The 21757-nt window shown below is 56.0% G+C and carries 19 protein-coding genes; 10 read left to right on the top strand and 9 right to left on the bottom strand.

Annotated features, from left to right (window positions below):
* Positions 1 to 121: 121 nt before the first annotated feature.
* Positions 122 to 2050: a malto-oligosyltrehalose trehalohydrolase gene (gene treZ, locus FEM03_RS00135; protein ID WP_138084147.1), complete on the top strand. Its 1929-nt coding sequence runs from the start codon at positions 122 to 124 to the stop codon at positions 2048 to 2050.
* Position 2051: 1 nt separating this feature from the next.
* Here the strand turns inward: treZ and treY are convergent, their stop codons facing one another.
* The gene (treY, locus tag FEM03_RS00130; protein WP_138084146.1) at positions 2052 to 4856 is read right to left on the bottom strand and encodes a malto-oligosyltrehalose synthase; all 2805 of its coding nucleotides are present in this window, start codon (positions 4854 to 4856) and stop codon (positions 2052 to 2054) included.
* 234 nt (positions 4857 to 5090) lie between these two features.
* Here treY and treS point away from each other — a divergent pair, with 234 nt between their 5' ends.
* From treS to FEM03_RS00100, 6 genes are all read left to right on the top strand, one after another.
* Positions 5091 to 8309 carry a maltose alpha-D-glucosyltransferase gene (gene treS / locus FEM03_RS00125; protein ID WP_138084145.1) on the top strand — a complete coding sequence of 1073 codons (3219 nt, stop codon included), beginning with the start codon at positions 5091 to 5093 and terminating at the stop codon, positions 8307 to 8309.
* Between the two features lie 294 nt (positions 8310 to 8603).
* On the top strand, positions 8604 to 8924 hold the full coding sequence (locus FEM03_RS00120; RefSeq protein ID WP_138084144.1) for a hypothetical protein: 321 nt from the start codon (positions 8604 to 8606) through the stop codon (positions 8922 to 8924).
* Positions 8917 to 9165, top strand: a complete 249-nt coding sequence (locus FEM03_RS00115; RefSeq protein ID WP_138084143.1) for a sigma-70 family RNA polymerase sigma factor family protein — start codon at positions 8917 to 8919, stop codon at positions 9163 to 9165. Before FEM03_RS00120 ends, FEM03_RS00115 begins: the two co-directional genes overlap by 8 nt.
* Before the next feature lie 305 nt (positions 9166 to 9470).
* Positions 9471 to 9830, top strand: a complete 360-nt coding sequence (locus FEM03_RS00110) for a hypothetical protein (RefSeq protein WP_138084142.1) — start codon at positions 9471 to 9473, stop codon at positions 9828 to 9830.
* 9 nt (positions 9831 to 9839) lie between these two features.
* On the top strand, positions 9840 to 10223 hold the full coding sequence (locus tag FEM03_RS00105) for a hypothetical protein (protein WP_138084141.1): 384 nt from the start codon (positions 9840 to 9842) through the stop codon (positions 10221 to 10223).
* Between the two features lie 58 nt (positions 10224 to 10281).
* Positions 10282 to 12471 carry a glycosyltransferase gene (locus tag FEM03_RS00100; protein ID WP_138084140.1) on the top strand — a complete coding sequence of 730 codons (2190 nt, stop codon included), beginning with the start codon at positions 10282 to 10284 and terminating at the stop codon, positions 12469 to 12471.
* A gap of 24 nt (positions 12472 to 12495) precedes the next feature.
* On the opposite strand, the gene FEM03_RS00095 is transcribed toward FEM03_RS00100, so the two are convergent.
* The 3 genes from FEM03_RS00095 to FEM03_RS00085 all read right to left on the bottom strand — a co-directional run bounded on the left by FEM03_RS00095 (position 12496) and on the right by FEM03_RS00085 (position 14884).
* Positions 12496 to 13719, bottom strand: a complete 1224-nt coding sequence (locus FEM03_RS00095) for an RNA polymerase sigma factor (RefSeq protein WP_138084139.1) — start codon at positions 13717 to 13719, stop codon at positions 12496 to 12498.
* A gap of 12 nt (positions 13720 to 13731) precedes the next feature.
* Positions 13732 to 14100: a YciI family protein gene (locus FEM03_RS00090; protein ID WP_138084138.1), complete on the bottom strand. Its 369-nt coding sequence runs from the start codon at positions 14098 to 14100 to the stop codon at positions 13732 to 13734.
* Positions 14101 to 14212: 112 nt separating this feature from the next.
* Positions 14213 to 14884, bottom strand: a complete 672-nt coding sequence (locus tag FEM03_RS00085) for a DinB family protein (protein WP_166442504.1) — start codon at positions 14882 to 14884, stop codon at positions 14213 to 14215.
* A gap of 10 nt (positions 14885 to 14894) precedes the next feature.
* On the opposite strand from FEM03_RS00085, the gene FEM03_RS00080 reads away from it, so the two are divergent.
* Entirely contained in the window at positions 14895 to 15260 is a 366-nt protein-coding gene (locus FEM03_RS00080; RefSeq protein WP_138084136.1) for a winged helix-turn-helix transcriptional regulator, read from the top strand.
* Here the strand turns inward: FEM03_RS00080 and FEM03_RS00075 are convergent.
* Positions 15255 to 16322, bottom strand: a complete 1068-nt coding sequence (locus FEM03_RS00075; protein ID WP_138084135.1) for an NAD(P)-dependent alcohol dehydrogenase — start codon at positions 16320 to 16322, stop codon at positions 15255 to 15257. The genes FEM03_RS00080 and FEM03_RS00075 overlap by 6 nt on opposite strands.
* A gap of 306 nt (positions 16323 to 16628) precedes the next feature.
* On the opposite strand from FEM03_RS00075, the gene FEM03_RS00070 reads away from it, so the two are divergent.
* A complete protein-coding gene (locus FEM03_RS00070; protein WP_138084134.1) occupies positions 16629 to 17480 on the top strand; it encodes a hypothetical protein in 852 nt (283 codons plus the stop codon).
* A gap of 261 nt (positions 17481 to 17741) precedes the next feature.
* Positions 17742 to 18524 carry an SHOCT domain-containing protein gene (locus FEM03_RS00065; protein ID WP_138084133.1) on the top strand — a complete coding sequence of 261 codons (783 nt, stop codon included), beginning with the start codon at positions 17742 to 17744 and terminating at the stop codon, positions 18522 to 18524.
* Positions 18525 to 18765: 241 nt separating this feature from the next.
* Here FEM03_RS00065 and FEM03_RS00060 read toward each other — a convergent pair whose 3' ends face one another.
* The 4 genes from FEM03_RS00060 to FEM03_RS00050 all read right to left on the bottom strand — a co-directional run bounded on the left by FEM03_RS00060 (position 18766) and on the right by FEM03_RS00050 (position 21740).
* Positions 18766 to 19533: a hypothetical protein gene (locus tag FEM03_RS00060; RefSeq protein WP_138084132.1), complete on the bottom strand. Its 768-nt coding sequence runs from the start codon at positions 19531 to 19533 to the stop codon at positions 18766 to 18768.
* Between the two features lie 206 nt (positions 19534 to 19739).
* Positions 19740 to 19877: a Rossmann-fold NAD(P)-binding domain-containing protein gene (locus FEM03_RS24630; protein ID WP_206170775.1), complete on the bottom strand. Its 138-nt coding sequence runs from the start codon at positions 19875 to 19877 to the stop codon at positions 19740 to 19742.
* A 153-nt stretch (positions 19878 to 20030) separates the two neighbouring features.
* The gene (locus FEM03_RS24625; RefSeq protein ID WP_206170774.1) at positions 20031 to 20195 is read right to left on the bottom strand and encodes a Rossmann-fold NAD(P)-binding domain-containing protein; all 165 of its coding nucleotides are present in this window, start codon (positions 20193 to 20195) and stop codon (positions 20031 to 20033) included.
* 201 nt (positions 20196 to 20396) lie between these two features.
* On the bottom strand, positions 20397 to 21740 hold the full coding sequence (locus FEM03_RS00050) for a hypothetical protein (RefSeq protein WP_138084131.1): 1344 nt from the start codon (positions 21738 to 21740) through the stop codon (positions 20397 to 20399).
* Between the last annotated feature and the right edge of the window lie 17 nt (positions 21741 to 21757).

Below are 21757 nucleotides of genomic sequence, written 5' to 3'. Positions count from 1 at the left end.
CAATGCATCGGTGGGCAGGCTGGGATTGGATGCATGCTTGGTGGTAACTCGAGTGGAAGGAACTTTGAAGTAACGGAGATTCATCCATCCTCAACGTTGGAGAAAGCCGATAGGAGTGGAGATGAAATACGCGAACAAGGAATCAGGACACCATTTCCGACGGCTGCCCGTTGGGGCTGAAGTGATGCCGGGCGGAGGGTTTCATTTCAGAGTATGGGCTCCACGTTCCACAACAGTGAAGGTCCTGCTTGGGGGCGAGGGGGCCGAGGCGGGGTATGAGTGGATGGTAGACTTATCGGCTGAAGAAGAGGGCGAAGGATATTTTTCAGGCATGGCACCGATGGCTGAGGCGGGCATGCTTTATCGATTGAGACTGGATGGTGGATGTTTTCCGGACCCGGCTTCACGGTTTCAACCTTTTGGTCCGCACGGACCTTCACAGTTGGTGGATCCGGCCGCGTTTGAATGGGCGGATCAAGACTTTTCAGCCAAGTCATTGAAGGGAGATGTGATTTACGAGATGCACATCGGCACTTACACGGTGGAAGGCACCTGGAATGCCGCCATGCTTCGTTTGCCTGAGCTTGCGGAGCTGGGGGTTTCGATGATTGAGGTGATGCCGGTAGCAGAATTCCCGGGATTGCGAGGCTGGGGTTACGATGGGGTCAATCTGTTTGCGCCTACGCGTTTGTATGGCACTCCGGATGACTTTCGCGAATTTGTGGATGAGGCCCACCGGCTGGGCATGGGGGTAATGCTTGATGTGGTTTACAATCACTTGGGACCGGATGGAAACTATCTGCCGCAATATTCCGAAGACTATTTTCACAAAGCTCAGGTTTCCGATTGGGGAGATACGCTCAACTTTGACGATCAAGGTTCAGGTCCGGTTCGTGAGTTGTTTTGTTCAAATGCCGCGCACTGGATCAGTGAATATCATCTGGATGGCTTGAGGCTGGACGCGGTGCACCAAATCTTTGATGAGTCGGATGAACATTTGCTTAAAGAATTGACGCATGCGGCGAAGTTCGCCGCAGGAGATCGGAAGATCTTGGTGGTCGCGGAAAATGAACATCAGCAGGGGCATTTGGCGAGGGCGGTTGATCGTGGAGGTTTTGGATTGGATGGGTCTTGGAGTGACGACTTTCATCACAGCACGATGGTGTCGCTGACGGGAAGGAATGATCTGTTTTTTGCGGACTACGATGGATCGGCACAGGAGCTGATTTCGGTAAGCAAGTGGGGTTTTCTTTATCAGGGACAGTGTTCGCGATGGTCGGGACAGCCGCGAGGAACCACATCATTGGATCTCGAGCCGTGGAACTTCGTGGTGTTTTTGCAGAACCATGATCAGGTCGCGAATCCGGCTTGGGGACGACGTCTGCATGGATTGGTCACGCCGGGAGCATTGCGCGCGGTGACGGCGTGGCTGTTGCTGGGTCCAAACATGCCGATGCTGTTTCAAGGACAGGAGTTTGCGTCGTCGTCACCGTTTGTGTATTTTTCGGATCTGAATCATGATCCGGCCCTGGCGCAGGCGATCACACTGGGACGGGAAAAACTGCTGCACCCGTTCGCACGATTCGCGGAAGAGCATGCGCGTTCTTACCCGTTTCAGCCGCAGGAACACGACACCTTCCTGGCCTGCAAGCTAAATCACGAGGAGAGGCATGAGCATGCAACAACCTACCGACTGCATCGCGATTTGATTCACCTGCGCAATGCGGATCCTTTGATTGGCAAATGCCAACGGTGTAGTTTCGACGCTGCGGTGATTGGTCCAAAGGCGATGGCCTTGCGTTATTTCGGCGATGATGTGACGGGTGATCGACTGGTGCTGGTTAATCTAGGCAATGATTCAATTTTGTCGGCACCCGATCCGTTGCTGGCACCGCCGGCGGGTTGGCAGTGGAAAATTGGGTGGAGCAGCGAGACTCCAGACTATGGCGGTGGCAACGGCGGACTGGTCATCGGTGACTTCGTGCCCACCACCGGACTTCCGCTAGAAGCGGAGTCGGCGTTGGTGTTGGTGGCACAAAGATTAAGTTAGACTACCCGGCCACATTGATAAGAACGGCGAACGGCAGATCCGCCAGCAGTTCGGAGAGTGGCAGCGAAGCTTCGGCTTGATGGGTGGCACCGGTAAGGATATTGGTCCACTGACCGCCGGGGACGTCAAGGGTCGCATCCTTCCAACATGAACCGATGGCCGGGAAACCGAGTGTGGAGGTGAGCCGCGGCACGATCACCAAGAGCTTCTGCTTTCCGTGCTGACGCAGATAGGTGACGATGTGGTTCTCCATCGAATCGGAAACGTGGAGAGGCACATGATCACCGTTGGCAAACAAGTCGGGATGTTCTGCGCGAAGGCTCAACAGGCGTTGGATGGTGAAGAGTTTGATCTGACCATCGCGCCACTGATCGAGTAATTCGGGAGTGGGTTTGAAGGCAGCGAGTCCGTTGGATCGAACATCAAAATCCACGGGACGACGATTGTCGGGATCGACCAGGCTGAAGTCCCAAAGCTCGGTGCCTTGATAGATATCCGGGACACCTGGAACTGTCAGTTTGATCACGGTTTGCGAAAGCGAGTTGATGGCACCGAGGGGGGCGACGCGATTGGCAAACTCGTTGAGCGAGGTTACAAAACGGGCGTTCTTTTTTGGCGATAGAATACGCTCGATGAATTGTTCGACGGCTTGATCCCAATCGGCATTGGGGTCGATCCAACTGCTGTTGACCTTGGCCTCATGAAGGGCTTTCATCAGGTGTTCCTGAATGCGCTTTATGTAAACGGCAAGCTCATCTGCATTCATCTCATGCAATGGCCAGGTGCCTACCAGTGTTTGATAAAGGTAATACTCCTCATTGGCATCGGGCGCGGGCACGCCATCGACGAGAGTCTTGTGACGTTGGTTCAGCCGCCGCCAAGAGTTGACGGCTTTGGACCACGCAGGTGCGAGTTCGCTGAGGGCGAGAATTCGGGCGCGAACATCTTCGGAGCGTTTGGTATCGTGCGTTGAAGTGGCGAGAAGGGAAGAGGGCCAGTCTTTGGCGCGTTGGATGCAGTGATGGTGAAACGTTTCCACGGAGTCGCCGAAGTTGCCCGGTTCGCCGCCGACTTCGTTCAATGCGATGAGGCGGTTGTAGCGATAGAAGGTGGTGTCTTCAATGCCCTTGGCGGTGATGGGTCCGGTGCATTGCTGAAACTTCCGCACGAATGCCCAGCGCATGTCTTCGTTCAATGGCGGGCTCTGATCGGGGTTCAGGATAAGCACCGAGCGCAGGAACTCGAACACCGACCTTTCCAGGGCGGGATTGCGTCGGCGGGCCAGTGAAACGGCGAACTGAATGACTTTGATGTCGCGTTCGCCGGGAGGTTCGTCGCGCACCAGATAGGTGCGGTAGACGGGGAAGGCGGCAACGACTTCACGAATGGCGGCGGTGAGGGCGTTGAGAGTGAAGTCGCGAGAGCGCCGATGGCTTTCCGCGAGCCGGCTGAGCAGGGTGCCGAGCATGTTGATCTCGCTGGCCATTGACAGTTGCATGATGAGCAACTTGCTGTCATAGACGATCCGTTTGTAACTCTGACGTTCATCAATGAAACGCTCGTAGGTTCGGGTCATCGCCGGGGCGTAGTCGGGATGAAGGAGGGCGTTCATGCCCTGATTGCCAAATTCATATCCGGTGGTGCCGTCGATCGGCCACTCTTGTGGCAGCGCTTCTTCCGGACCAAGGATTTTCTCGACATAAATTACCGCCGATGCAGGATCGGTGGCATCGCCGGGCATACACTCAGTGATGCGTTGGCGCAGTTGGTCGAGATAGGCAGCGGGCAGGGCGAGGCCATCGATGTGATCAATGCGCACGCCATCCAGCAGGCCTTCGCGGAACAGTTGGAAGAGCAGTTGATGGGTGTTCTCAAACACCTCCGGCAGGTCGACCCGGATGGCGGCGAGGCTGTTGACGTCGAAGAAGCGGCGGTAGTTGATTTCTTCGGCGGCGACTTTCCAGTAGCTGGGCCGATAGGGCTGTTCGGAGATCAACTGGTCGAGTCGATCGAGGCTTTCTTCCTTGGTGTTGTCGTTCCATTCTGCGAGGACGTCATTGAGCACGCTGAGCACTTCGGGCTGGTCGATGCAGAGTTTTTTGAAGCGCGACCGGATGATGTTTTTTTCGCGGGTGCGTTCTTCGATGGTTTCGGGCGTGGCTTCAGTGCGCGGAGGCAGATGGTCGATGGCGGAGATGATGCTGAGCAGTTCATCGGGCACTTCGGTCATCTTGGACGCGACGTGACGGAGCACAGGAATGGTGCTGCGGATGGCGACGGGCAGTTCGAAACCATGAATGTGAATGGCGAAAGTGCCTTCGTCCTCGTTGCAGTGGAGTTGCAGTCCGCCGCTTTCCAGGACGACGCCATATTGCTCGCCGAGGACGGGCAGCAGGACCTTGTTTTGCAGTGCTGGTTTGATGGGGCTCCATTCAATGTCGAAATAACGCGCATAGGGTGAGGCGGGACCGTTTTCGAGCAGATCGCGCCAGCGGAAATTGCCGAGATCGGCGATGCCCATGTGGTTGGGGACGAAATCGACGATTAATTTTAAACCGTGGCGATGCAGTTCCTCCACCCAGTCGCGAAGATCCTGATGGGTGCCGATTTCAGGATTGAGTTCGTTATGATCGCAGACGTCGTAACCATGCTGACTCCCGGGTGTGGCGCGAAAAAAGGGCGATGCATACACGTGACTCACGCCAAGATTTTTTAAGTAGGGCACCAGTTCACGCGCCTGCTGGAAGGTGAAGCCCTGGTGCAGCTGGAGACGGTAGGTGCAGCGGATGGGATTTTGTTTGCTCATGGATCAAGGAATAAGTGGACGGGTTGCTGGCGGGAACTCGGAGACATCCATGGGAGCAGGTTGTTTCGATGAAAAGGAATGGCGGCATGGCGCGCCTGCGGAACAACCTGTTGGTTTGTCGATCATGACGTTTGCTTTTATGGGACTTAGTGGCCTACAACATTTCACGCCTGTTCTTCGCGGGACTTGTCGCGTTTGCGTGCATTCCCTTTCATCAACCTTTTTCAATAATTCATGAATTCCCCTCAATGGTTTAAAGATGCGGTCATCTATGAAGTGCCGATCAAAAGTTTTCAGGACAGCAATGGCGACGGGGTCGGCGACATCCGCGGTCTGATTCAAAGGCTGGATTATCTCGCGGATCTCGGAATTACCGCGATCTGGATTTTGCCGTTTTATCCTTCGCCTTTGCGCGATGACGGGTATGACATCTCGGATTATTATTCGGTGAATCCTTCGTATGGCACGATTGAAGACATTCGTGAGTTGCTGGACGAATCGCATCGTCGCGGAATGAAGGTGATCACGGAGTTGATCGTCAATCATACCTCGGATCAGTGTGAGTGGTTCCAGCGTGCCCGCCGTGCGCCGGTGGGTTCTCCAGAACGCGATTTTTATGTGTGGACGGACAATCCAAAAAAATACAAGGAAGCGCGCATCATTTTCCAGGATTTTGAGACCTCCAATTGGACATGGGATCCGGTGGCGAAGGCTTACTTCTGGCACCGGTTTTATTCACACCAGCCTGATCTAAATTTTGAAAATCCTGAGGTTCAGGCGGAGGTGATGCGGGTGTTCGATTTCTGGCTGGGCTTTGGCGTGGATGGTGTGCGCTTGGATGCGATTCCTTATCTGTTTGAGCGCGAGGGAACCAATTGCGAAAACCTGCCGGAGACGCATGCCTTTCTGAAGAAGTTGCGGGCACATATGGATGAGAAATATCCGGGACGCATGTTGCTGGCGGAGGCAAACCAATGGCCGGAGGATTCGGTCGATTATTTTGGTGACGATAACGAGTGCCACATGGCTTACCATTTCCCGTTGATGCCGCGCATGTTCATGTCGCTGCAGATGGAGGACCGGTTTCCGATCACGGATATTCTCGATCAAACACCGGCGATTCCAGATGGCTGTCAGTGGGCGTTGTTTTTGCGCAACCATGATGAGTTGACGCTGGAGATGGTGACGGATGAAGAGCGCGATTACATGTATCGCGTATATGCGAAAGAGCCGAATGCGCGGTTGAATTTGGGCATTCGTCGACGCCTTGCGCCTTTGCTCGGAAACAACCGCAGGAAGATTGAGTTGATCAATTCGCTGCTGTTTTCGATGCCGGGAACTCCGATCATTTACTACGGCGACGAGATTGGCATGGGTGACAATTTTTATCTGGGCGATCGCAATGGCGTGCGCACGCCGATGCAATGGAACGCGGATCGCAATGCGGGCTTTTCGAAGTGCAATCCGCAGAAGCTTTATCTGCCAACGATCATTGATCCCGAATACCATTATGAGGCGGTCAATGTGGAGAATCAGCAGAGCAATTTGTCCTCGCTGTTTTGGTGGATGCGCAGGTTGGTGAGGGTGCGCACGCAATCGACGGCGTTTGCCCGTGGCGACATCACTTTTCTCCAGCCGGACAATGCCAAGGTGCTGGCGTTTGTGCGTCGGCATGAAGACGAGACGATCCTGGTGGTGGCGAACCTTTCGCGGTTTGCGCAGCATGTGGAATTGAACCTCATGGACTTCGCGGGACTGGTGCCAGAGGAGATGTTTGGTCGTCATCGTTGGCCAGCCATTGATCAGAATCCGATGTCGGTAATGATGGGACCGCATGGATTTTATTGGTTCAAGCTGCAACCAGCGAACACTTATCAATCGGGGCTGTTGACCTGGGAGCCGACGCTCATGCGCGCAGGTGCCAAATGGACGCCAGCGTTGGTGCGTGAGATCGAGACGAGCATCCTTCCACTTTACTTGCCCACCTGCCGATGGTTTGGCGGGAAAGGGCGGCGTGTGAGAGATATTGTTGTAAGCCAGGAGATCGATGTGGAGACGCCTGCGGTCAGGGTGCTGGTGGTCGAAGTGATGTTCCTCGAAGGTCTTGCCGAGAAATATTTGCTGCCGCTGGCGGTGTTGCAGGGCGAAGAGGCGAGGGTGTTGTCAGCCGCGCACCCGCAATCGGTGATTGGCAAGTTTGCAGGCGATGAGGTGTTGTGTGACGCGTTTTATCTGGCGGAGTTCCGTGTTGAGTTATTGCAACACATTGCCGGATCAACCAGCGTGGGCGGCAATGAGGCGCGGTTGGTGGGCGAGCCGGCCAGGGGTTTGAACAAGGAACAGCTGGAACAAGCGTTGAAGCAATCACGGGTGGTGAGTTTGGAGCAATCAAACACGTCCATCATCTACGGTGATTTGTTTTTCATGAAGTTCTTTCGCAAGTTCGAGAGCGGGGTTCATCCTGATCAGGAGATGACGTCCGTGCTGCATGATACCGGTGAGTTTGAACACGTTCCTGAGTATCTTGGCGCGCTGAAGCTGATGGACGCGGAAGGTTCGGGTGCAGCGACGATGTTGTGCCGATACACGCCGCATCAGGGTCCCGGCTGGACCTATGTGCTGGACGAGGTGGCGGGTTTTTGTGATCGCGTTCTGGAGAATCGCGCGGATCCGTCGGGAGCGTCGTTGGAAGAGATGATTGGACCGCTTTTCGCGATGCGAGTGGAGCAGCTGGCGGTGATCACGGCGGAGATGCATCTGGCGTTGCTGAAGGCGGGAGAGACGCGCAAAGACTTTGCGCCTGAGGCGTTCAGCATGCATTACCAGCGCTCGTTGAACCAGGGGATGCGAACGGCGGCGGGAAAGGCGTTCCGTCAGCTGGCGGCCCAGAAAGATTTGATGGATGAATCGTCGCGCGAACTGGTCGAGACCCTGTTAAGCTTGAAAGACAAAGCGTATGCCAAACTGGCGGAAGTGCGCAGCAAACCTATGGTTACCGACAAGATCCGCATTCATGGCGATTATCATCTTGGTCAGGTGCTGAACACCGGGAACGATTTTGTGGTGATTGATTTCGAAGGCGAGCCGAGCCTGTCATTGGGTGAGAGACGATTGAAGCGTTCACCGTTGAAAGATGTGGCGGGCATGTTGAGGTCGTTTGATTACGCAGCGGCAGAGGCGTTGCGGCGCGAAGACGCGGATGATGCGGCCATGTTGTCGCCCTGGCTGGCGCAATGGGTCACTTGGGTGCAACAGAAGTTTGTCGCGGCTTATCTGGAAAGAGCAGGCAAGGCATCTTTCCTGCCCGAGGATCGAGACGACCTGAATTGTTTGTTGGAAGTGTTCATGCTTGAGAAGGCGATCTATGAGGTGGGTTATGAACTGAGTTATCGTCCAGAGTTCGCGGTCATCCCATTGCGTGCAGCGGTGAGCATGATCAAGCCGAAGGAGTGATGGGGTGCAAACGGTGTTGGGGTTTTTTTGGAGTGCGGGGCTCAGCACCGCTTTGGATTGGCTTCGTTACTATTTCCGACAGGTCGTGAGCTGCTCCTATTCTATCCCCTCCAAAGCGGTGCAAAGCCCCGCACTCCATGATTTTGCGCACCGTTCCCACTGTGCCTATCAAGTGTGGAATACCTGGACCGAGATTGTCTCGCACCACTTGGGCGACACCGCTGCGAGACGAATTTTCGGAAGAACTGATACCCATGTGAGGCGGCGATGCCGATGGTTGGTGTCAAGTAGGCCGTGCCGACTGAAGCGCTGTTCATTGCCAAGATCGCGGCGATGCGTGCGCAGGATTGCGGACCGTGCACGGAACTGAATATGAAGATGGCCCTTGAGGCGGGTGTGTCTGATGAAGTGACCCAGGGTGCGCTGCGTGGGGTCAAGGGCTTGGATGCGGAGCAGCGGGACATTCATGACTACGCGCGTGGCGTTGCGGGCATTGAGGAACTGGATCCAGAACTGCTGCCGAGGTTGTGCAGGGGCGTTGGGGACGTGAAGTCGTCGCAGAACTCCGCAGTGAACATCGTATCGATGGGATGGCAAAGACACCGCCGTGCCTGAGGTGTTGCGAGATCGTGGAGCCATTGCCAAATTCTTTATCCACATCGTTCAACAGTTGGAAACGGAGAAATTCGAGATGCGGTCAGCACGTTTCAACGGCGCACCCGGCCTATTGATTTTGGTGGAAGGCGTGCTCGTGTCTGCGATTTCGATTGAGGTCCGCGAGGGCAGGATTGTGGCGATTTTTGGGCATCGCAATCCGGATAAGTTGAAGGAGTTTTTGCGTGGGAAGGCGCAGTGAGCGCTGCGTTTATCCGGGTTCGCCAGAAGCGGGTAATCGGACGCCTGGTTGCTGAGGATGTGACGAATGCCGCAGCCACCTGAGAAAACGGGGTGGATTCGCTTTGCGATTTCCTAGCGGCTCGTCAGATTAACTGAGGCAATATTTAAGATCTCAGGTTCATTCCAGCAATCCTAACAAAGATGCTAAAATCTACTTTTGACCTCCGCAGAAAATTGGGGCCTGTCATCCGTGTTGCGGACCTTGCCAATGACCCTGCCCAGAGAGAAATGCTGGAAAGGGAGCATCCAGAACTTCATCGCCTGTTGCAACAGCCTGAAACACTGAACGCTCTACAGCAGGACGAAATTCCTGTTCCCTGCACCGAAGATCGCGAAGGGTATTATGGCGAATGTCATCTCGGCTTCTGGCTGAGCGGTTTGCAGGACAAATTGATGGTCACGCGACTGATCCCCGCCAGCAAAAAGGCCCAATGCATCCTGGATTTCGGTGGGGCATCTGGACGGGTGGCGCGACACTGGCTCAACGCCGACCCAAAATGCAACGTCGTGCTCGCCGATCTGAACATCAATCACATCGACTACGTCTCCAAACACTTTCCCACCCGGCTGCGTCCGATCAAGCTTTCCAGCCAGCCGCAGCTGATGCTGCCGGACAACTGTTAAGATCTGGTGATGGCCTTCTCGGTCTTCACCCACATTGATGTCTATGAAACGAGCTGGCTGGCAGAGATTGCCCGCGTGCTGAAACCCTCCGGTCACGCCTTCCTCACGGCGCATACCGAACACACGTGGAGCCTGCTTCCCAACATCCACGTTCATGCGGTGTTGCAACACAATGATCATTTCAACCGGCTTTATCCCCGTCACCTCGAGCTGCCGAAGGGGAGGCATGTATTTGAAAGCGCTGCCGACCACCATGACTACAACTGCAATGTCTTTCAACACAGCAGCTACATCAAACGGCAGTGGAAGCGCTGGTTTCATGTTCTGGATATTGTTCCCGGCTGCCACGCCTACCAAACCGGGGTGGTGTTGCAAAAGCGCAACCTGCCTTGAGCCGGTTTGATGCCCTCGCTTTCTCTTCACTCGCAGAATTGTCTTTGCTTAACTGCTCATGTCGCAAAAAATCCTCCGCCATTGCATCGTCACACCGGATTTCCCTGGGCCCATCAAAAACGGTGGGATCGGCACGGCCTGTCTGAATCTGGCGCGTCATCTCGTGTCACGTGGTCATCATGTCACGGTCTTGTTCACGGGTCCATTCGAGCGTCAGGATGAACGCCATTGGGCCAGTTATTTTTTGGAGGAGTTTCAATTCGAATTTCGCTGTGTGCCGAAACGTCCCGTCGACGCGCCGGCCATGATCGGACTGGTCGACTTCGGAGTAATCTCCTGGCAGGTCTCCCAGGTGCTTGAATCAGAAACTTTCGATTTCATTCATTTTCAAGACTGGCTGGCCAATGGATTCATCCCCCTGCAAAGACGGCGAACGCTGAACACCCTGGCTGGCGCGACCATCACCGTCACCCTTCACAGCAGCACCCAATGGCAGCAGGAAGGCTCCCATATTCTTCCCTCCTGCACGCCCGAGCACCATCTTCTCGAGTATGCCGAACGTTATGCCGTCGAACATGCCGATGTGGCCATCAGTCCATCCCGGCACATGTTTGATTACGTGGTTCAGCGCGGATGGAAGCTGCCTGCGCAACAAAGGTTGCTGCCTTATACCATGCAGACCGCGCCGTTTACTGAGGTGCCTGTTCTCACGCCAAATGAACTGATGTTTTTCGGACGGTTGGAGACTCGCAAAGGTCTGGAGCTTTTTGTCCAGGCTCTTGAATTCATGTTGCGACGGCATTTTGATTTCAGCGGCATCAAGCTGACTTTCCTCGGCAAGTATGGGCGGGTTGCCAGTGGTAGCGCTGAGGACTATGTGGATGCCCTTCGAGCGGATTCGAAATTCAGCGAAAAGTTTCTCGAGATTGAGGTGTTGTCTGACCTTGATCATTTTCAATGTCAGAAGGTTTTGCAGACCAGAACGGCGGCCCTCATCGTGACGCCGTCGTTGTTGGACAACTACCCATTGGCCGTTCTTGAGTGCCTGCAACAAGGCCGGCGCATCATCGCCGCAAACACCGGCGGGATTCCGGAAATGATCGACGATCCCACCTGCCTGTTTGATCCGGTCCCTACCCGGTTGGCCGAAGTGCTGGAGCAAAAGCTTTCAACGCCCAGTGGCGCGACAAAATCGGCTTACCTACCCAATGAGGTTGGCCGACTTTGGGATGAGTTGATTGCCGAACATCTCCGACCTTTGTCGTTTGATCAAACTATCTCAGCCGTCTCTTCCGTTGAGTCACCATTGGTCACGATCTGCGTTCCTCATCACAACGATGGAAACCATTTTTGTGAACTGCTGGATTCGTTGGAATGCCAGACGGATGACCGCTTCACCCTCATTGCCGTGGACGACGGTTCTTCTTCGCCGGATGCGCTTCGAACTTTTCGGGAGTGCGCCGGGCGATATGAAAAGAAGCGCGGCTGGCGGTTTGTGGAACAGATCAACCAAGGACAGGGCAGCGCGCGCAATCACGCTGCGCAGTTGGCGGACACCACGTTGCTGATGTTCATGGACGCCGACAACATCGCCCGACCCGACATGGTCGCCACGTTCCTATCTGCCATTCAGAAAACAGGACTGGACTGCCTGTCGTGTTACTTTGAGGCGTTCGACACGGCTGAACACCTTCTCGCGGAAGACTATCTGTATCTTTACACGCCTATTGGTCCATGCATCAAAGCAGGAATTACGGACAATGTTTTTGGCGACACCAATTTTATCGTGAAGCGTGAGGTTTTTCAAAGTCTGGGAGGGTTCAGCCGCGCCCGTCTGGCATCAGAGGATTGGGAATTTCTCGCCCGGCTTGCCCTCGGTGGGTATCGAATGGATGTGATCCCAAAGGCACTTTTTGCCTATCGTTGCCGGCCTGGAAGCGTGAGCCGGGTCTCTTCCGAATATCTGAATTCACTTCAGGCCATCGGTCCCTATCAGGAACAACTTTCTGGATGGCACAAAGATCTGGTGCTCGACGTCCATTCGTTGTCGCGTCAGGTTCGCTGGTTTTACCACCACCATCACGAGTTCCAAAAAAGGGAGAAAAAACTCAAGAAAAAGATCGCTGATCTCGAGAAGAAACACGCGGCTGCCGAACGGAAAAACCAACGTCTGAGGGAAGCTGTCGATCATTGGAACAACCGGTCCTGGCTGAAACGCGCTTTCAATCGCTTGATTCTTCGACCGTGATATGGCTGTCAATATGAGAACAAGTCAGGTCATTTGCGACAGCAGATAAGCCCGCACCGTTGGATCGTCGCAAAGACCCATGGCGCGTTCAAAGGCCTGGTTGGCTTCCCTTGTCCGACCGAGTTGGGCAAGCAGGTGGGCGCGGGCGGCCCAGTAGGGTTGGTGGTTGGCGAGGCGTTCCTTTGGCAAGGTTTCCAGTAACTCCCAACCTCGCGCGGGAACCGTTGCATGGGCGGTCGCGATGGCATGGCCGATGTGCGCACCCAGCGCGGGAGTGAAGGTGATGAGCCAATGATAAAGGGCCGCGACGACGGGCCATTCCACGCGACCGGTCACACGACGCTGGGCATGGGCGGATTGGATGGCGGCTTCGATCTGGAATCGTCCGGGGCGGCCCATGCCTGCGGCGGTTCGGAGCAGGGTCTCGGCGCGGTCAACCATCGCTTGATCCCATAAAGCAGTGGTTTGTAGATCGAGCGGCACATAGCGGCCTGCCCCATCCACGCGTGCGGATCGTCGGGCGTGACAATGCAACATGAGCGCCAGCAATCCGAGCGCTTCGGGCTCATCCGGCACCAGCGTGGCGGCCACATCGCCTAGGCGGATGGCTTCACGTGCCATGTCGCGACCGGTTGGATCATCCGATGACGATTGCCAGCCGCAGGTGAAAGCGGCGTAGATGGCATCGAGCACAAAGCTGAAGCGCTCCTCCCAATCGCGGCGTTCCGGCACTTCAAAAGGGATGGCCGCCGCCTTGATCTTGGCTTTGGCGCGCACCAGTCGCTGCGCCATCGCGGCAGGGGCAACCAGAAAGGCGGACGCAATGTCCTGTGCATCGAGACCGAGCACCGTTTGCAGCATGAGCGGAGTGCGTATGGCTTCATCGATGGCAGGATGCGCGCAGACAAAAAGCAGCTTCAAGCGCTCGTCGGGAAATTCATCACTATTCACGGCCAATTGTTCAGCGCTTTCGAGGGCGTGCTGGATGGCTTCGGAAAATCGTTCGCGCACAGCATGGCGACGTTGATCATCGGTGAGTCGGCGTCTTGCCACGGCCAGCAGCCAGGCCTCGGGTTTGTCGGGGATGCCCTGCACCGGCCATTGCTGCACGGCGGCGAGCAGGGCTTCGCTCAGGGCATCTTCGGCCCCGGCAAGATCGCCGCCTGCGCGGGACGCGAGGTAGCCGAGCAGTGTTCCGTAGGATCGGCGCACCGTGGCATCCAGCGACTCCGCAGCAGGGGCGTCCAAGCGTGACAGCGGTTAGGGGGTTGGTGGGGCTGGCGGAGGAAGCACGGGGCGCACTTCGGTGGAGCCGTAGCTTGAAGACGGACTGCGCGCCGCCCATTCCAGCGCGGCATCGAGATCCGGCACGTTGATGACGAAGAAACCGCCGAGCATTTCCTTCGCTTCCGCATAAGGACCGTCGTGCAGCGTGCGTTTGCCATCGCGAATGCGCACCGTGGTGGCGGTGTCGGGCGGCTGGAGGCCGGCACCGCTGACCATGATGCCCGACTCAGCCAGGGCGTTGCAGTAGGCCGACCAGGCACCCCAGTAGGCGGGGGCTTCAGCCGGGTCGTTGCGCTTGGCAAGCTCTGTCGCCGGTTCGGTAAAAAGGAGCATGTATTCCATAGGGATGATGTTTTTAGATTTTGATCTTTTGTTGATGTTGGATGCGCGCCGAATCATCGTCGCACACCAAGTTGTCGGGCGAGAGGTTGTTGAATCGACATTCCGTAGATTTTTATTTTTTGAGACCTGCGATGATCCGTTCGATTTGCGCTCGATGAATCGCCATGTGCGTCGCCGACAGCACTTGCCAGCCGTAGGCATCCAGCGGTCCGAACCAAGGGTGGGCGTAGCGAACCGTCTCTTTCAGATCCGGCAGCGCAGCAATCTTGGCAATCAGTTGGTCGCAGGAATCTTCGTAGGCTCTTTCCATCGCTGCGGTGACGTTGGGATCAGGTTTTACATCCGCCGTGCTGGCCTTTCTTTGCGGCACCTTGCCACGGGCCAGCGAGGTGATCACCATCGCAAACACGGAGTTGGTGATGCGCAGATGGTCAAGCGTCATCCACACCGACCAAAATCGGCTGCTATCTTCCAGCCCGCGCAGGCGTCGGATCAGCACACGCTCGGCTCGCCTGGATTCCCCGCAGGCATTCACCAGATGGCGGATGGTGGCACGCTCCTGTTCGAACATTGCCGCAAAAGATTCACGACTGCCGAACAGTCTTTTGAATACAAAAAGCTGTCTGCCAATGAAAAGTTCAACGGCTGGCAATCCTGCGCCTGGTGGGGCAAGCCGGGGTTCAATGAGTTTGCTCATGAGTGGCAAGTCTTCCCGAACACTTGTTTTTCGCAAGTGACAATACTTTTGAATTGCAAGCGTTGGCGAGGCGTGTTGATTGGCCATGCCGAATACCATGAAGTCCAAATCCTCTTCGACATCCGCACGCCGCTCTCCCTGTCCGGTGGCCTGTGCGCTGGATCTTTTTGGCGACAAATGGACGCTGCTCGTCATTCGCGATCTGGTGCTCGGACGCAACCGCTTCAAGGACTTCATCGGTTCCCCTGAAGGCATCCCTACCAACATTCTCAGTGACCGGCTGGAGCGATTGCTTGGAGCTGACGTCATTCGCCAGATCCCTGTGGCCGATGGCAGCAAACGCTTTGCCTACGAACTGACTGACAAAGGCATCGCCCTGCGCCCCATCCTGCGTGCCCTGCGCGACTGGGGCCTCAAATGGGAACCGGGCACGGACGCCGCGATTAAACCGGTGGGTTCATGAAGGATTATTCAGCGAGGCCATGTCGATGGAGAAACGGTATTTGACGTCGGACTTGGCGAGGCGGTCGTAGGCTTCGTTGATTTGCTGGATGGCGATGACCTCCACGTCGGAGGTGATATTATTGGCGCCGCAGAAGTCGAGCATTTCCTGGGTTTCGGCGATGCCGCCGATGAGAGAGCCGGCGAGTTGTTTGCGGCCAAACAGAAGGCCGAAGGCGGCCACGGGCAGCGGTTTGTCGGGGGCGCCGACGAGGGTGAGGGTGCCGTCGATTTTGAGCAGATTGAGATAGGCGTTGATGTCGTGATCAGCGGAAACGGTGTCGAGAATGAAGTCGAAGCTGAAGGCGTGTTTTTGCATCTCGTCGGCATCGCGGGTGATGATGACTTCATCGGCACCGAGTCGCAGGGCGTCGTCTTTTTTGCTGGCTGAGGTGGTGAGCACGACGGTGTGGGCACCAAAGGCGTGAGCGAATTTGACGCCCATGTGACCGAGACCGCCGAGTCCGACCACACCGACTTTCTTGCCTTTGATGTCGCCCCAGCGGCGGATGGGGGAGTAACTAGTGATGCCTGCGCAGAGCAACGGAGCGACGCCGGCGAGTTCGAGATTGGTGGGAATCTTGAGCGTGAAGTGCTCGTCCACGACGATGCTGCTGGAATAGCCGCCGTAGGTCACGGGCGCGGTGCCGTGTTTGTCAGGGGAGTTGTAGGTGAAGGCGGCATGCGGGCAAAACTGTTCGAGGTTCGCCTCGCAAGAAGGGCATGTTTGGTCGGAGTCCACGAGGCATCCGACACCGACAATATCGCCCACCTGGTGCTTCGTGACGGCGGAGCCGACTTGGGTCACTCGACCGACGATCTCATGACCGGGCACACAGGGATACACGGTGGGCATGGCGCTCCATTCGTTGCGCACCTGGTGGAGGTCGGAATGGCAGACACCGCAATAGAGAATCTCCAATTCCACATCGCGGTCCGTGGGTTCGCGGCGCGGGATGTTGGAGAAGGCGAGCGGCGAGGTGGCGCTGGAGGCAGCGTAGGCTTTGGCGGTGGCGGTGGGCATATCGTGAGTTCGGTTGGTGGGGGGACTTTGGCCGTTGAGGAATGCAGGTTTTGGCAGTGAGTGGGCCGACATAAAGTGGACAGAAGTGTCCGCGCTCGACTGCGAGCATAGCGGAGGAGCTGTCGTCTGAATAGTCCGAAGGGAGAGTTAGCGGGGTCGATTCTATGGCAGGCTTTTGACGAAATCCGCCGGCATGCGGACGATTCGTCATTGGATTGGGACGATTCAAATAATGATGATTGATTTTAGTGATTCTTCAGCTTTTACCGACGCTGGCATTCATTGCTCCCTAACACCCTCCCCCTCATGAAAACCTCCATTCTCAGAACCCTGATCGGCCTCTGTTTATTCGCCGCGGCGCTTCCCCTCTCCGCCCAGGTCTCCTACATCCCCAATCGACCCTCCATCGATACCAGCAACACCAACTCGCTCGGCGGCACGGTGACCATCCGATACGATTTGCAGGGAAGTCCGGCGGAAAGTCCCTTGGGTGCGTCCTTTTATTTGACTCTTACTTACAGCCCCATTTCGAATGTTGCCGGGACCAACCCGATGGGCTTCATCAGCATTGACCACGCAACACCGACCTCATTTCCGGTGAGGGCGACCCCTGACGGTTCGATTCTGAGAGTCAGCGACGTGCTGGCTCTGACACCGGAACAGATCGCTCTTGGCGATGTTCGCGACAGCGCCCGCAATGGCCTGATCAGTCCGAATTACACCTTTACGGTGGATTCCAGCATTCCATCTGCTGCTGGATGGGAAGTGACTTCGGGCGACCTTCAGTTGACAGGCAGCCAATCCGGTGGTGGTAGTGCTGATGACTGGGGCGGCAGCTCGTTCAGCATGTTGCTGACCGGTGCCAGTAACTTTCTTTTGCCTATCGGGGACACCGGCACGGTCGGACTCTTTTACTACTCTCGAGGCAATGTGCCGCCATCACTCACGGCACCTGGAGACCCCACTCGAAACAGTATGACAGATCTCTTTAACGTTAATCCCCTCGATTTTGACGTGCGCTTTCCGAACATCGTCTTCAATCAGGTGCCGGAAGCTGGCAGCGCAATGCTGGCGCTTGCGGGAGGCGCAATCCTTTTGTTGCGTCGTCCGTCCCGGCGCAAAGGTGAGACGGTGTCCGGACAGCCCTGCTCCTTGTAAGGGTGACTGCCAGACTGGTGGAGGTTGGATTGCGAATGGCGGACCTGGCGCGGAATGTTGGAAGGGCGGGCGCTTTGCTCGCACGGGAAGTGGCGTAAAGCATGGAGTTGAAGTTTGATCGCCTTAGGTAATGCCCTGTCTAATGTCAGGCAGCGCGGGAAGAGGGGTCGGGATCACCGATGGCGAAACCGATTGTGGTGGGGATTCCTCGTGGTATGCTGGCGGCCCTCAAAATTTTATGGGGGCCCACACCAAAAAATCATGCAAGCCCTGACTCCTGCCGGACAGAACATTGTCCAAGATATCTCCCAACGCTACGGCCTGAGTTTTGACTCGACGGTCAGCATGTTGATCTCGGTGAACAATGGCGGGGGTTCGATGGCGCAGTTCAGCATTCCGGAACTTGGCAGCGGCCAATGGATGCGCGGCGGGATGACGATGGTTGGCGACATGTCCAACTACGGACTGAAGAACACCGTGAACAACCTTTGCGGGGAACTTTCCAACGGATTGGCCAACAACCAGATGTTTCAACCTGCTCCGAACGGCGGTGGTAACGGTCGCGGTGGAAACAACTGGTGGCCCGGTGATTTGGGGAGTCCATCAAGCACCGGCGCACAGAACAACATCCGCTACGCCGTTTTTCCACAAGCGCAGCGACTGGTGGTGGAGCGGGACGGACAGATCACGATTTTCAACACGCTGAATCACCATATCTCCGGCGTCAGCCAACAACAGGGCGGCAGTTCTTCATTGACCTTTACGAGCCAGTTCGGCACCATCTCCACGCTGAGTCTTCCACTGGTCTCCGGCCCCGGACTTCTCCCGCAGCAGGAAGCGTCGAACAACTTTGCGGCTCCGGTTCCGGCTGCGCCCTCGACGCCGGCACCCTATTCTCAGCCAAACGCAGCATCGACGAATTCGGGGGCAGGTTCTTCCGATATCGTGAACCTCCTCGAAAAACTCGGCCAGTTGCGTGATGCGGGAATCCTGACGCCAGAAGAGTTCGGCGCGAAAAAAGCGGAGCTGCTGGGCAGGCTTTAAGAAACCGGTCGGTAGATTGAAGAGGGGGATGGGGTTTTGAATGGGCTTGGCTTTTGGGAGCGGCAAGGTCGCCGAACTCCAGGAGGGTGACCTGTTCACGCGATTCTGTTTTCGAGACGATACGGTCTCTAGTTCTGCCGGACTCTACCGGAGCGGAGGTGTCCGAGGGCATCGTTGGTGATCCAGCGGGTCGTCTCTTTTCAGGACTGAAACGCCTGACGAACGATGGATACGGATGGTCTCAGGGAATGCGCCGGCGACGGGGTCCGAGAATCAACAGGCCCAAGCCGGATAGGACCAGCAGTGCAGCGGAAGGCTCAGGGACTGCGGCCACCGGGGCTACCGCGATGGAAAAGGCGAGTCCGGCACGGGAAGATGCGGTGGTCAAAAAATTCACGGAGAACCCATTGCCTAGGATGGGAAAGGCTTTCCCCAAGGAATAGGTGTCGAGCTCAGTCACAGAAAACAAACCAGGGGAAATCTCCACCAACGGACGGGAGAAAACGGTGTTTCCAAAGTCCGTCGGTAGGTTGGCGTTGGTGGGCGAGCCAAGGCCCTGATCCAATTCGAGGTATTGCCGGAAATCTGGGGTCCAATCGAGGCTGCGCGTAAGGAAAACGGATCCTGTTGGGAACACACCGCTGTCCAAGGTGACGGTGAGATTGAAGCCCATTAGTTCTCCAACTGGAGGAGGAGCGTCGCTTCTAATGGAGAAGGTTACCTCTTCGGTGCGGTTGAGCACACTGCCATTCTCGAGATCATATCCGGCAAGAGTTTCACCTTTGTAATCCGCATTGGGCACGGCAAAAAACCCGCCATTGATCCCGGTGAAAGTGAGGGTGCCAAGGCCGATGCCCTCGCCAAAATTGACACGGACGGTTAAATCCCGGGAACCCCAGGCGGTGCCCTCAAGAGGGGCGAAGTCGACGGTCTCGACGATTTGTTGAGAGGATGCGCTGGAGACGATTGCGACGGTTGAGAGGGCCAGCAAAGTGGCGGCTAGTTTCATTGGCGGGAGTTTAAGTGTGGTGAGCTTGCCATCCTAGAAATCCGGAAAAAATCCAGCGAAACTTTCGATCGCTGCATAAAATCTGGGCGGTTAATTCCATGAAGCGAGGACTCAGGAGGGGAGGGGGCGGAATTTTTTAGGATGGCGAGGTGGTTGAGTAGCTCCAAGCCTTGGGCGATGAGGCGTTCGCTGGGGCGACCGGTGTCTTAACAGAGGAGGAAGCCGGGGCGGAAGATGAGGGTGGTGTCAAAGGCGAGACTGATGATGGCTTCGTCGAGGGTGCCTTTGAGTTTGGAGTAGAAAACTTTGTTGGTGGAGGATGCACCGTAGGCGGAGACGATCACGGCTCGGGGGACGCCGTTGGTTTTGGCGATCTGGGCGAACTTGGCAGGGATGTCGTGGTCGATGTGCCATTGCTTTTCCTTGGAGCCGGCGGCTTTGAGGGTGGTGCCTGGGCAGGAGAACCAGACGTCGCCATGGATGGAGTCGGCGACCGTCTACAGGTGGTTGAAATGGGTGAGGATTTCCGTGAGTTTGGGATGGGATTGCCCGCTGGGGCGGCGGACAAAGGTGACAACCTTGGTGTAGTCTGGGTCGTGCAAGAGGACCTGCACAAGATCCTTTCCTGTCGCTCCGGTGGCTCCGATGATGAGGGCTTTCATGGGGTTTTTGGGTTGGGGGTTTTGCGTGCTGCTGGGACAATTATGACAACTCACGCACCGGGAAAGCGGCGAGAATCGCCGCACTCCAAAAGTTTTTAGGCGAGGCCGTTCTCGAGGACGATGCGGTAACGGGCTTTGCCGGAGCGGAAGCTTCGCAACACTGCCTGACTAACTCACACAACCAAAGAGCAACATGACCTGCTATGGCACGACAATTTCCTCAATATGGTATTCTTTGCCGCCGTCAGATTTGGTCAGCAGGATGATGACCTTGATGACTTTGCCTTTCGCAAGGTCTGGCGGAGGCTCCCATTCTAAAGTCATGCTCGATGAGTCAAGTTTCATGCCCTTTGGGGCACTTTCCAGTTTGGCAGACATTCCTGCGGGTAGGGCAAGTGTGCGTTTGAAGAGGATGCCAGGAATCGCATGTCCATCGGATGCTGATTCTCTGAGTCCTAGTTCCCATATTCTCATGGACCGTTTTCCCGGGGCGATGCATGCAAACCGGTCACTGTAGGCCGAGGCCGCTGTCAGAGTCACATCGGAGGTCACTGTAGCGAACGCACGCATCGATTCCAGGGACTGCTTGATGGACTTTAGCGTGGTTAGGTGGGGAAGGGCAAGCACTCGAAAGCCCGCATGATTCACCCCCCGATCTGAACGCTCCAGCACCGCAGAATAACCGAATATCCTTGAATAGTTGCCGGGCGAGCTTTCCGACGGGCGTTTCCACAGCCATTCTCCGTCTGGTTGCTGAAGCAGGAGGTGGCCTTTTGTTACGATGATTTGTCCGCCCAGGATGGGTTCAGGGAAGTCCGCTTGATAAGGTTCCTTGGTGATGAGAATCTTCCCGCCCGGGAGATGGCGGAGCAGGGTTAAATGCGAGGTATTGTGTCTGTCTGTCTGGATGGCGGCGACTTTCCCTGACTCATCCATATTCAAACCTAGAGGCTCGAAGGCGGAAGTGTGGATGAAATCATGGGTCTGTTGGTTCTCATCTATCAGTTCAGGATAGCTAAGTTCCAAGGTTGGCAGCTGGATGACCACAGGACTTAGCTGGACGTTTGTGGTTCCTGCGATTCCCGATCCTGCCATACAAAGCCCGGTAATTTCCCGGGCATTTTTCAGCCCCATGGCCATGGTTTGAAGTGAGCCGCGAATGTTTAGTCTGGCGGATTTGATCTTGCGCAGGGACGAAGTTTCGTAAACCTCCAGCACCCTGCTGTCAGGTCGGAATATCACTATCACACTACCCCCTGTGGCAATCAGCGAGCGTGGTTCGGGCAGGTCGATAAATCCGTCGAAGGTGGCGGTGGCAAGATTGAACACACCCACTTTGTCCAGCGTGGCAAATTGCATCACCAGACGCCAGCCGTTATCCGCCAGATGAAGTCGCGTTACGGCGTCCGGGAGGGCTGTTTCAAATCCCTCAGGTGGGACAGAGATCTGCTGAGCCTTCAGTGGGTGAGGCGGAGGTTCCGCCATGGCTTGTGAGTGAAGCATTAGCAGAAAACCCGTAAAAGCAGCAACTGGCAGCATGCTCATGACAGGTGTTTGAAAAG

The sequence above is a fragment of the Phragmitibacter flavus genome (genome assembly GCF_005780165.1).
Classification (GTDB): domain Bacteria; phylum Verrucomicrobiota; class Verrucomicrobiia; order Verrucomicrobiales; family Verrucomicrobiaceae; genus Phragmitibacter; species Phragmitibacter flavus.
This window is presented reverse-complemented; position numbering and strand designations above follow the sequence as displayed.